This window comes from Vibrio sp. KUL80 (genome assembly GCF_059725495.1).
Map to the genome: position 1 here is coordinate 208,273 of NZ_AP045841.1, position 12,390 is coordinate 220,662.

The 12,390-nt window shown below is 37.6% G+C and carries 11 protein-coding genes and 1 pseudogene; all 12 read left to right on the top strand.

Annotation, left to right across the window (positions count from 1 at the left end):
* The first annotated feature begins 124 nt into the window (after window positions 1-124).
* Window positions 125-1,249 (top strand): ISAs1 family transposase, encoded by a 1,125-nt coding sequence (locus AC6I8U_RS00975; protein WP_498017494.1) that lies wholly within the window; start codon window positions 125-127, stop codon window positions 1,247-1,249.
* A 106-nt stretch (window positions 1,250-1,355) separates the two neighbouring features.
* The gene (locus AC6I8U_RS00980; RefSeq protein WP_498017495.1) at window positions 1,356-2,648 is read left to right on the top strand and encodes an oligosaccharide flippase family protein; all 1,293 of its coding nucleotides are present in this window, start codon (window positions 1,356-1,358) and stop codon (window positions 2,646-2,648) included.
* Window positions 2,645-3,601: a glycosyltransferase family 2 protein gene (locus AC6I8U_RS00985; protein WP_498017496.1), complete on the top strand. Its 957-nt coding sequence runs from the start codon at window positions 2,645-2,647 to the stop codon at window positions 3,599-3,601. Before AC6I8U_RS00980 ends, AC6I8U_RS00985 begins: the two co-directional genes overlap by 4 nt.
* Before the next feature lie 344 nt (window positions 3,602-3,945).
* Window positions 3,946-4,764: a hypothetical protein gene (locus AC6I8U_RS00990; protein WP_498017497.1), complete on the top strand. Its 819-nt coding sequence runs from the start codon at window positions 3,946-3,948 to the stop codon at window positions 4,762-4,764.
* Window positions 4,761-5,996, top strand: a complete 1,236-nt coding sequence (locus AC6I8U_RS00995) for a glycosyltransferase (RefSeq protein WP_498017498.1) — start codon at window positions 4,761-4,763, stop codon at window positions 5,994-5,996. The genes AC6I8U_RS00990 and AC6I8U_RS00995 overlap by 4 nt, the downstream gene beginning before the upstream one ends.
* A gap of 47 nt (window positions 5,997-6,043) precedes the next feature.
* The gene (locus AC6I8U_RS01000; RefSeq protein WP_498017499.1) at window positions 6,044-6,823 is read left to right on the top strand and encodes a glycosyltransferase family 2 protein; all 780 of its coding nucleotides are present in this window, start codon (window positions 6,044-6,046) and stop codon (window positions 6,821-6,823) included.
* A gap of 3 nt (window positions 6,824-6,826) precedes the next feature.
* Window positions 6,827-7,957 carry a glycosyltransferase family 4 protein gene (locus tag AC6I8U_RS01005; protein WP_498017500.1) on the top strand — a complete coding sequence of 377 codons (1,131 nt, stop codon included), beginning with the start codon at window positions 6,827-6,829 and terminating at the stop codon, window positions 7,955-7,957.
* A gap of 50 nt (window positions 7,958-8,007) precedes the next feature.
* On the top strand, window positions 8,008-9,129 hold the full coding sequence (locus tag AC6I8U_RS01010; protein ID WP_498017501.1) for a glycosyltransferase family 4 protein: 1,122 nt from the start codon (window positions 8,008-8,010) through the stop codon (window positions 9,127-9,129).
* A 3-nt stretch (window positions 9,130-9,132) separates the two neighbouring features.
* Window positions 9,133-10,239 (top strand): GDP-mannose 4,6-dehydratase, encoded by a 1,107-nt coding sequence (gene gmd / locus AC6I8U_RS01015; protein ID WP_498017502.1) that lies wholly within the window; start codon window positions 9,133-9,135, stop codon window positions 10,237-10,239.
* A gap of 5 nt (window positions 10,240-10,244) precedes the next feature.
* On the top strand, window positions 10,245-11,219 hold the full coding sequence (gene fcl, locus AC6I8U_RS01020) for a GDP-L-fucose synthase (RefSeq protein WP_498017503.1): 975 nt from the start codon (window positions 10,245-10,247) through the stop codon (window positions 11,217-11,219).
* Window positions 11,220-11,389: 170 nt separating this feature from the next.
* Window positions 11,390-11,842, top strand: a complete 453-nt coding sequence (locus tag AC6I8U_RS01025) for a GDP-mannose mannosyl hydrolase (protein ID WP_498017504.1) — start codon at window positions 11,390-11,392, stop codon at window positions 11,840-11,842.
* A gap of 271 nt (window positions 11,843-12,113) precedes the next feature.
* Window positions 12,114-12,269, top strand: a pseudogene (locus AC6I8U_RS01030) (transposase family protein); the annotation flags it as partial.
* Window positions 12,270-12,390 lie beyond the last annotated feature (121 nt).

Sequence of the window (12,390 nt, forward strand, 5' to 3'; positions counted from 1 at the left end):
GAGTTCTCAATTTTCGAACCTCACTAGTTAGCGTTATCACATAACAATCAATTGTCTGATGATCGATTTGTAGATCATTTTCAGTGTTTTTTAATACCTCCATAGTCAAATTGGAGGTTCAACGATGAGTAATCAGCACCCATTTATGCATTTCGATGTCATTCCAGATTATCGCCAACAAGGCAAAGTCGAGCACAAGTTAACTGATATCATTCTGTTAACAATTTGTGCTGTGCTTTCTGGCCAAGACGACTGGAAAGCGATTAGCCTTTACGGTGAAGCTAAGTTGGATTTCTTGAAGCGATTTGGCGATTTTAGCCATGGCGTGCCTTCGACATCGACGATAGCCAGAGCGATGGGAATGATTAATGCGACTCGATTGCAAAAATGCTTCATTGAATGGATGAAAGATTGCTGTGAGCTCACTAAAGGTGAAGTGATTGCCATTGATGGTAAAACCGTCAAGGGCTCTTATGATGACTCTCGTGGCCTTGGTGCCATTCATATGGTGAACGCCTTTGCGACAGAAAATGGTGTTAGTCTCGGACAACATAAAGTTTACGAAAAAAGCAATGAGATCACTGCTATCCCAGAGTTGCTCGAACTGCTTGATATATCGGGCTGTTTAGTGACTATTGACGCGATGGGATGCCAAAAGAAAATTGCTCAAAAAGTGCTAAACAAAAACGCAGATTACTTATTGGCGGTGAAAGGTAATCAAGGTCGTTTAGAGCAAGCATTCGATAATTATTTCGATATGAGCATGCTACAAAAACACGATGGTGATTCTTATAGCACGCAGGAAAAATCACGTGGCAGACAAGAAACCAGGTTGGCTTTAACTAACACAGATTTGAGTGTTTTAGGTGATTTAGAGTTTGATTGGCCCGAGCTAAAAACAATGGGTATTGTTGTTTCTGTGAGACAAGAAGAAGCCGTGGCGAAAGAGTCAGAAATCACGGTGAGATACTACATTAGCTCGAAGAATTTAAACGCTAAAGAATTGTTAAATGCAACGCGTTCACATTGGTTGGTCGAGTCGATGCATTGGTCCCTCGACATGACATTTGGTGAAGATGCTTGCCGAAAACGAGCGGAAGAGAGTGCAGAGAACTTTGCAAGGATCAGACAGATGTGTTTAAACATGCTGAAGAGTGAAACGACTTTGAAAGCGAGTATTAAACACAAAAGAGCGATGTGTGCGATGGATTCTGAGTACCTTTTGAAGGTTCTGGCGAGCCTTTATTGACGGGGATGTTCATGATTTTTCAGTGTAGTAACCACTTAGCAACAGACAGAATCCAATTGTAAGAGAGCAGTTCAGAATGTCGGCGTATAAAGAACTAATGAGTTCGATGAAAATTAGTGTAATCGGAAAATACTCTGTATATGTAGTGCAGTTAATTTCGATGATGTTGATGGCGAGACTATTTAGTCCAGATGCATTTGGGTTCTTTGCTGCTATCCAAGTATTTGCAACTTTTTTTATGTTGTTGAGCGAAATGGGGCTTGTGCCAGCATTAATAAATGAGAAGGTGATATCCCAAAAACTTCGAGATGCCGTTTTTACATTAACACTAATCATTGGATTAATACTATCCTTTTCCTTTTATTTGGCTGGACCATTAATTTCTAAGTTCTATAACAATCCTATTTACGACCAACTCGTAATTCCAATAGCTATAAGTATAGTATTTTCGACTTGTTCGATAGTATCAATTGCAGCGCTTCAGAAAGAGAAAAAATTCATTGCTATTGCGAAATGCGAAGTTTTTGCTGAAATACTGTCATTGTTATCACTAATTTACTTTATGAATAACTTCTCAGCAGAAATGTCACTCGGTTGGAAGTTAGCTATTGTTACATTATTCAAGTTCGTATTTTTAGTTTGCTATTCTTCTCGTACCGAAACTGGCATTGCACGATTTAGTAACACTATTGCGCCATCAAAGAAGTTACTCTCGTTTTCGATGTATCAATTTGCATTCAATATAATTAACTACTTCTCAAGAAACTTGGATAACATCCTTGTAGGCAAGTATATGCAACCTAGTGAGTTGGGATTATACGATCGGGCTTATAAGTTGATGCAGTATCCGTTATTACTTTTAACTTTTGCTATGAACCCTGCGATTCAACCAGTATTAGTTAAGCTAAAGAATTCGCCAGAAGAATTCAGCGGAGTGCATAATATATTTTTTAAAAGAATGTTCACTTTGGGCATACTTATCGGTGCGTTAGTCCATGTGTTCTCAGATTTTATCGTTGAAATTATACTAGGAGATACATGGATTTCAGTTGCTCCAGTTTTGAAAGTCCTATCTTTGACTATTCCTTTTCAAATCGTAATGAGTTCTAGTGGAGGCTTTTTCCAAGCAAAAAGCAGAGTCGACCTATTATTGATGTGTGGAATTTTTTCTGCATTACTAAATGTATCCGCAATTACTATAGGCGTTTCATTAGGTTCATTAGTTTCGCTGGCATGGTGTATACTTTTTTCATTTATAGTGAGCTTTTTTCAATGTTATTATGTGCTCGCAAGAAACATATTGTCTTCTTCTCTAATTGAATTGATCAATTCGATCAAATACCCTTTAATATTACAATTGTCAATTATCCTATTCTATGTCCTAAGAGTGAATCTATGAAGCGAAAATTTAGTATCATCGTACCAGCTTTCAATGTTGAGAATTATATATCAGAGTGTTTAGATTCAGTTTTGGCGCAAACATATACAAATTTTGAAATAATAATTGTCAATGATGGTTCTACAGATAGTACTCTAAGTATAATAGAAAAATATAGCAATTCATTCAAGAATATACGGGTTGTAGACCAAGATAATAAGGGGCTATCAGCTGCTCGAAATGTTGGAAAGAAATTGGCTTCTGGTGAGTATTTGTACTTTCTTGACTCAGATGACATAATTGACAGTAACATGTTGTCTTCAGTATATGATATACTTAGGACAGATGGAAATATAGATATCGTGTTATTTGACGCGATGTCTTTTATTGATGGAGACGTAACTTTCTCAAGGGGGGGGTTCGATTATGAAAGGGATATCAATGAAGGTAAGTATACAGGTTTAAAACTTCTTGATATTGCTTTGTCAAAGAACAAGCATATTGTATCAGCATGTTGTTATGTAACCAAAAAGGAGAGTTTCGAACATATTAACTTTCCTGATGGAGTATTGTATGAAGATAACTATTACACAACAAAAATACTGGCTGAGAATAAAACTTGTTATGTTTCTAAAGATAAACATTTCAATAGAAGAATTAGACCAGATTCGATTACTACACAAAAACCTAGCATGAAACATGCTGAGGGCTACTATTCAGTAGCAGATCTTCTTTATTCAGAGCTAAAAGAAAATTTAGTACTAAAGAAATACATATCTGACTTATTTAATGCAGGAATAAAAATCGAGTTTTCTATATTTAAAAAGGTTCAGTTTAAACGAAAGTTACACTTATATGAGGATTCCCTCAAATTCAATAGAGAAAGAAGACGGTTTTTTATGAGGATATTTTTTCCAGTTACTTATAATAAAATAAGATCTTTGAGAAGTTCTTTGCTAGGAACCGGAAGTTGAAAATAAGATTACATTCACAATTATATATAATGTTGTTTCTTAATAGTATATATATTTATATACTTACATCCTATGCCCCGGATGGATTGTCATTATTAAAGTTGTTGGCGACACTATTTATTTTTCTGAGTTTGATGTTTTTTTTACGCTTGTTTATAAAGTCTTCGTTTGAATTAAATAGGATTTTCAGAGAGAGTTGGTGTTACCTTTTACTCCTGACGATTATCTCATTAATGATAGTGCGAAGTTTTAGTTTAAACACACAAGATTGGATAACTCTTATAGGACATAAAGAGGCTGCATTATCGTGGTTATGTGTATTATTAGTACCTGTCGGAATTAGGGTGGCTTATACGGTAGATCTAAATAAGATTGTATTAAATCTCTGTTTTATAACAACGATTGTTTTTTATCTTCAATTATTGATATATCCTAGTGTTGGTTACTATTGGTATTATTTAATATGCAGTACCATTATATTACCCTGGTTTAATAACTATAATAAAACCATCTTCGACTGGCTGAAAATTTCTCTTGTTTTAGCCACTTTATTTGTGTCTGCACTTATGATGGGTGGAAGAGTTTGGATTATATTTATAGTTATGGCAGTGTTGTTTAGGCTTTTCTATAAGCATACTGTCGCTTCATACAAAGCAGGGAAGCTAGCATATTCATATTTAAGTTTCATTACAATTATAGTAATTTCTGCGTGTGGATACTTTCTTTTTATTATGATTAAGGCTGAAGGCGGAGAGATTACAACTGATACAAGAACATTCCTATTTACTGAGTTATTTAGCGACCTTAGTTGGAAAGAGATTATATATGGAAGGGGTGTATTGGGAACTTATTTTAGTCCGTACTTTCAGTTGGTGCAAGATGCCGGGGGGTTTGGTGATTCACCCAATAGACTGATATCGGAAGTCGGCTATCTTCAAATGGTTCTTAAAGGTGGAGTTCTTTTGATTGTCTCTACTTTGCTCTTTATTTTGCCTCTGATCAAGACCACTAAGTTTCAAGAGGGGTATGTAATATTTATATCATTGCATGTTATTCTATGGAGTATTTCTTTGACACCAACATATTCACCTCAAAATATAGTGTTTTGGTTAAGTTGTGGTGTTCTATTTGAGCATGTCAGATCCAATAGGAACGAACAATGAAAGTACTGCATATAGTAAGCGGTGAGCTGAATAGTGGAGCTGCAAGAGGCGCTTTATGGTTGCATGAGGCGCTAATCGATAGTGGTGTAGATTCAAAAATACTTTTACCCCATATAGATGGCACCAAATATGAAACTATTGAGGGCTTTTTTAAAAACGAATTTTTTAAAAAAGTGTCACTTACGCTCAAGTCTAGAGCGGATACCTTTATATTTGAGTGTTATGATAAACAGGAAGGGACCCATTTTAGTGCAGGCTTATTTGGTTGTGCATTAAACCTTAGCCAAGCAGTTAGAGATGCAGACATTATCCATTTACACTGGATAAATGGTGGGTATTTAAATATATCTACGTTAGGTAAGTTTAATAAGCCAATTGTTTGGTCCATTAGAGATATGTGGCCTTTGACTGGCGGATGCCATTATTCTCTCGGTTGTGAAAATTTCAAACGTGGCTGTGGCAGTTGTCCACAGCTTAATAGTAAGAATCCTAAAGATGTAACTAACTATCTATCTACTTTAAAAAATCGAACATTTAGCCGATTGGATATTCATCCAGTTGGAATAAGTAATTGGGTAAGTGATCAAGTAGCACAGTCATCAATAATGCAAGGTGTGAAGGTCAGAACTATATTTAATACCGTCGATTCCAATAAGTTTTCACCTCAGTCTAAAAAAGAAAGTAAAGAATACTTTGGCTTTGACTCTGATTTGCCGATAGTTTTGATCGGTGCCAATAACATCAAAGACTACTATAAAGGTTTCAGTCTTTTCACTCGAGCGATAGAACTTTTGATAAACCAGAATGATATGCCTTTTCAAGTGGTATCTTTTGGGAAGTATAATAGGGACATAGAACAGTTACCTTTCCACATAAATCAAATAGGCTTTATAGAAGACGACTTAATCTTGAGTAAACTATATAGCTCAGCAGATGTGTTCGTTGCCCCAAGTATTTTTGAAGCTTTTGGAAAAACGGTTGCCGAGTCGATGAGTTGTGGAACCCCAGTTGTCGCATTTAACAATACTGGTCCAGTTGATATTATAGATCACAAAGTAAACGGATACTTGGCGACCTATAATGATATAAATGACTTAGCGAATGGAATTAGGTACTTAATAAAGCAAAGGCCAGGCAACATAGAACAAAAGTCGATCGAAAGTATTAAACAAAAATTCTCACCGAGATTAATTGCAGATAAGTATATTTGTCTCTATAAAGAGCTAGTTTAGAGTTCTATCTTGGGTTAATAAGAGTCATTAAGTTAAAAGGTTAATGCATGACTGAAAAACTTCCATTAGTTTCTATTGTAACTGTTGTGTACAATGGCGAAAAGTATATAGAGAAGACTATTAATAGCGTCCTAAATCAAACATATCCAAATATTGAATATATTATTGTAGATGGAGGCTCTACCGATAAAACTTTGGAGTTAATTGCTAGTTATGAAAATGAAATTGATCTATTGATTAGTGAACCTGATGAAGGTATTTATGACGCGATGAATAAAGGTATTGCTATCTGCAATGGCGATATTATAGGGATGATTAATAGTGATGACTGGTATTCTGAGGAGGCCATTGAGATGGTTGTGAATAAATATGTAGAATCTGGTAGTTCGCTAGATGTTATACATTCAGATCGATTTGATGTCTATCCTGACTCCACTTTAAAGGTGAAGAAATTTGATAGTTCTCTATTCAAGTTTAAGTATTACGGTATGACTTATAGTCATCCGTCTATGTTTGTAGCCTCCAATGTCTATAGAAGTTTCAAATACAATACCAACCTCAAAGCGTTATCGGATTATGAGTTTGTCTATAGATTGATACAAAATGGAAAATTCAAATTTTCTCATATCAAAAAGCCTTTGGTTTACTATCGGCTCGATGGACTGAGTGGAAATATGTCTATGTTTGAACATGCGAAAGAGGGTTGGTTGGTAAGAAGAAATGCAGGACTAAATTTTGGACAGCGGCTATTTAGCCTTATCTTTAATATGTCTGTAGTAGTGGCGTTTAGAACGCTTCGTATCATAAAAGTAAAAAGGTCAACTTAGTCCATGGCTATTATCCATTTGGTGACTGGATTTAGGTTAGGTGGCGCCGAAAAAGTAGCGTTTTCATTGGCAAAATCTAAACCAGATAGTACGGTCGTGGGTATCTTCGATTCTCCGCATGATAGATACAAGAATGGACTGCTCAAAGACCTTCAACAATCGGGGGTCAATACGGTATGTCTGGGCTTTAAAGAAACAAAGGGACCGTTAGCCTATTTCTTTCTGTTGCTTTCTGCTGTTAAGTTTTATATTTTTCTCAGAAGAAAGAGTAAACGATGCATTGTACATAGCCACACTGACTTCCCTGATTTTGTACTTTCTATTAGTTTGCGGCTATTTAAGCTTTTTGGCGGTTCACCTCCTCATATCATTAGAACTATACACAATGTAAAGCTCTGGCCAACTCATGGGAGAATCGCTAAATTAGTAGAATCTTCATTTGACAGTGATCGAGTGATATTTGTTTCCGAGGGAGCGAGGGAAGCTTATATTAATCTGAGGGTTTTGACTGGGAATAGACAGTCAAAGTTTCAAAATTTAATCTATAACGGTGTGGATGAAAAACCATTTAATATAGCCCGGGACAAACGAAAGAGGCGAAAAGTACAATCTCCTCTTCGTTTTTTATTTATAGGGAGGTTTACCTTTCAAAAAGGACTCGATATTTTAGTTGATGCTATAAGTAAATTGGAAGATAGTACCCTGAATAAGGTGGAGTTTCATTTTTATGGTCATGGTGAGCTCGAAGATTTGTTAATTAAAAATTCTGCCAATTTCCCGATTATAGTTAATCCACCAGTCAATGACGTTAGTTTGCTTTTTCCACACTTCGACGCTCTTGTAATGCCCTCACGATTTGAAGGATTAGGTTTAGTAGCTATTGAATCATTCTTGAGTAAGTTGCCTGTTATTCTTCCGCCAGCGCCTGGACTAATAGAGGTCTTTGATTCAAAATGGCCTTTAGTTTTTGATTTGGAATCATCCGATTCATTGAAAAATATAATTGTAAACTTCGTTAATGAAGATGTAGTGTTTGAGCCGCAATTACAAAATACAGCAAATATAATGAAAATAAAGTTTTCACATCAAAGCATGTTGGAAAAGTACGCCTTGGAATATGATTCTTTCAACTAGCGAAATGCTTGTGTTTTGTTTTTTGGCATTCAATTTAGTACCGGTTTTATATGAAAAATAATAGAATTTTATGCATTTTGCATCGTTCTCCACCAACTCATGGTGCAGCAAAAGTTGGTGACTTTATCTCTAGTAGTGAAAAGATTAATACTGCTTTAGATACACAATATTTGACTATAAGGTCCTCAAAAGACATAGCAGATATAGGTGGCTTTAACCTGAGGAAAGTTTATTACTTTTTGATACTTTTTTTCCAGGTCGCTAAGGCTCTACTTTTTTTTCGTCCTTCGATTATTTATTTTACAGCATCGACCTCAGGGGTTGCATTCTATAGAGATGTGCTCTTGTCTTTGACATGGAAACTGTATAACAAGTTTTTTGATATTGATGTATATTATCATTATCACACAAGGGGAGTTTCAAAATTCTGTAGCAGCACATTTAAGAGATTGTTGGGTGAGTTTTTTGTAAATCATGTCAGTATTATTCTTTTGAGTCCAACTTTGAAGAGTGATGTCAAGGTTTTGTCAAAATATAAAGATATTAAGTATCTTCCCAACGCGGTGCCGGATTACTTTGTAGGTGAAGTTGACAAAGTCTACTTCAAAAATAAATATGATGCTGAAAGTCAACGTCTCAATATTTTATACTTGGCACACATGAGTGAAGCAAAAGGGTTTAAAGAGGTTTTACTCTTAGCTAGAGAGTGTGCCGCTGAAGGTTTGGATGTAAAGTTTAACTTCGCTGGGGAATGGGACTCCGATGAAAGTGAGAAATACTTCTATGAATTTGTAGCGGAACATAGTTTGGAGGAATTAGTTTTTTATCATGGGTTTGTTAGTGGAGAAGATAAGTCTCTACTTTTTAAGACGTGCCATGGTCTAATTTATCCAACTAGAGAGGACGCTTATCCTTTGACGCTTCTAGAAAGTTTGTCTTTTGGTGTCCCCGTTATTTCTAACAATATAGGCGCTATCTCTGAGATTATTGACAACCGCAGTGGCGTTGTATTAGAAAGGCATGATGCGCTTTGGGATGGTTTAATGCTATTCAAAGGTAAGTTTTTTGATAATAAGTCCGGCGTGTATTGTAGAGAGAGGTACATGCAGCATTTTACATACGATAAATTTGAAGACAACTTTATAAAAATATTTGAGAATTATAAGAGGTAATTTGTGAAAAAAGCATTCATTACGGGAATTACAGGTCAAGATGGTTCATATCTTGCTGAGCTTCTTGTCAGTAAGGGGTATGAAGTGCATGGTTTGATCCGCCGAGCGTCTTCTTTTAATACTGAGCGTATCGACAACGCGATGGAAAACAGTGACAAGATCAAACTTCACTATGGTGATTTGACTGACTCTTCAAATCTAATTCGTTTGGTCAAAGAGATTCAACCAGATGAAATCTATAACTTAGGTGCGATGTCTCATGTTGCGGTTTCGTTTGAATCACCGGAGTATGCGGCCGATGTTGATGCAATGGGCACCATCCGTCTTCTCGAAGCGATACGTATCAATGGTTTAGAAGAAAAGACTCGCTTTTATCAAGCGTCAACTTCTGAGCTTTATGGCGAGGTTCGTGAAATTCCGCAGCGTGAGACGACACCTTTCTATCCGCGCTCCCCTTACGCTGTGGCTAAGATGTATGCGTATTGGATTACCGTTAACTATCGCGAGTCTTACGGCATTTATGCGTGTAATGGCATATTATTTAATCACGAGTCTCCTCGTCGTGGTGAAACGTTTGTAACTCGCAAAATTACTCGTACTATTGCGAACATTTCTCAAGGACTAGAGTGTTGCTTGCACCTCGGTAACATGGATGCACTGCGCGATTGGGGTCACGCTAAAGACTATGTACGTATGCAGTGGATGATGCTTCAACAAGACGTCGCGGATGACTTTGTGATTGCGACTGGTAAGCAAATCTCTGTGCGTGAATTTGTTCGAATGTCAGCGCAAGAGGCGGGTATTGAGCTTGAATTTAGTGGTGAAGGTGTCGACGAAATTGGAACGGTAGCAGCTGTTGACTCAACCAAAGCACCATCTGTGTCTGTGGGTGATGTGATTGTTAAGGTAAATCCTAAATTCTTCCGTCCTGCTGAAGTGGAAACGCTACTTGGCGACCCAACTAAAGCCAAAGAAAGGCTAGGCTGGATACCTGAGATTACAGTAGAAGAAATGTGTGCTGAAATGGTTCAAGCTGATGTGAACAGAGCGAAACAACACGCCCTGCTGAAAGCAAACGGTTTCGACGTGTCTATTTCGGTAGAGAGCTAATCAAAATGTCGTTATTAGATAAAAAAAGAGTGTTTGTAGCAGGCCATCGCGGGATGGTCGGTTCGGCGATTGTTAGACAACTTGAACTGCGCAATGACGTTAAGTTGATTGTTCGTACTTCATCAGAGCTCGATTTGACCGACCAAGCGGCAGTAAATGCATTCTTCGCTGAGCAGAGTATTGACGAAGTATACCTTGCAGCTGCGAAAGTTGGGGGGATCTTTGCCAACAATACCTTCCCGGCGGAGTTCATTTATCAGAACTTGATGATCGAAGGCAATATCATCCACGCCGCACACACGAATGATGTACAAAATCTTCTGTTTCTTGGATCTTCCTGTATCTATCCAAAGTTCGCTGAGCAACCAATGACGGAAAACGCACTGTTAACCGGTGTTTTAGAAGAAACTAATGAGCCATATGCGATTGCAAAAATCGCTGGCATTAAGTTATGTGAATCGTATAACCGTCAGTATGGTCGTAACTATCGTTCGGTGATGCCAACTAACCTGTATGGTTTGAATGACAACTTTCACCTTGCGAACTCTCATGTTATCCCAGCAATAATGCGCCGGTTCCATGAAGCCAAACTAAATGGTGATAAAGAAGTTGTGGTGTGGGGGACGGGCAAACCAATGCGCGAATTCCTGTATGTCGATGATATGGCTGCGGCTTCTGTCCACGTTATGGAGTTGGATTATGAAACTTATCAGGCGAACACAGAGCCGATGTCGTCCCACATTAATGTAGGGACCGGTGTGGATTGCACGATCCGTGAGATGGCGGAAACCATGGCGAAGGTCGTGGGTTTTGAGGGTGATATTGTGTTTGATACCACCAAGCCAGATGGAACTCCTCGTAAGTTGATGAATGTCTCTCGGTTAACTAGCCTTGGTTGGAACTATCAAGTCGGTCTGGAAGATGGACTGGCTAAGACTTATCAGTGGTTTTTAGAGAATCAACATAATATTCGTGGTTAGTTAGATTCCGGCCTTCGTGGAATGACCGTGTTTCGCGTTGTTCAGTGACTTCTCTCATAGCAACTGGATATTGGCCGGTTTAATAGATATTTACGTGAATTACAAATCTTCTCAGAAATGAGTGATTTTATTAGGTTTCATTATCCTCAACATATTGACTTGGATTTACAATGACTCAATTAGATATTGATACTTTTAAGACTGTGACCGAATTCACACCTTTGGTATCTATTGACTTAGTAGTTAAGAACATGAGGGGGCAAGTCTTACTTGGTGAGCGAAACAATAGACCTGCTCAGGGGTATTGGTTTGTACCCGGAGGTCGCATTTTTAAAGATGAAACGTTTGAGCAAGCTTTTGAACGTCTCACTAATCTAGAGCTTGGCAAAGAACTCTCGTTGAGAGAGGCAAAGTTTCTAGGTCCTTACGAGCATCATTATGAGGACAACTTTTCTGGCCCTAGCTTTTCCACACACTATGTAGTCTTGGGGTATGAGTTGGTTTTGGATATTGAGACTTCTAATTTGCCGAAAGAACAGCATGGAGACTATCGATGGTGGAATGTCGAGGCGTTACTGCAATCTAGTTTAGTTCATCAGAATACCAAGGATTATTTTTTGTGAAGGTTTTTGTTAGCACTTTAACTTAGATTGATTGTAATAAGGTTGGTTCAGTCTCTGTGAAATCCTAGGGTGACGTTTAAGTTGAGCTGATGAATAACCAGGGAAAATTCATGAACATGCCCATGTTTAAAGGGTCTGTAGCTTATTGAGTTCTCACTTTTTGAACTTCATTAGTTAGCGTTATCACATAACCGTCAATCGCCTGATGATCGATTTGTAGATCATTTCCAGTGTTTTCTAATACCTCCATAGACAATTTGGAGGTCCATTAATGAGCAAGAAGCACCCATTTATGCATTTCGATGTTATTCCAGATTACCGACAACAAGGCAAAGTCGAACACAAGTTAACTGATATCATTCTGTTAACAATTTGTGCTGTGCTTTCTGGCCAAGACGATTGGAAAGCGATTAGCCTTTACGGCAGGGAAAATTCATGAACATGCCCATGTTTAAAGGGTCTGTAGCTTATTGAGTTCTCACTTTTTGAACTTCATTAGTTAGCGTTATCACATAACCGTCAATCGCCTGATGATCGATTTGTAGATC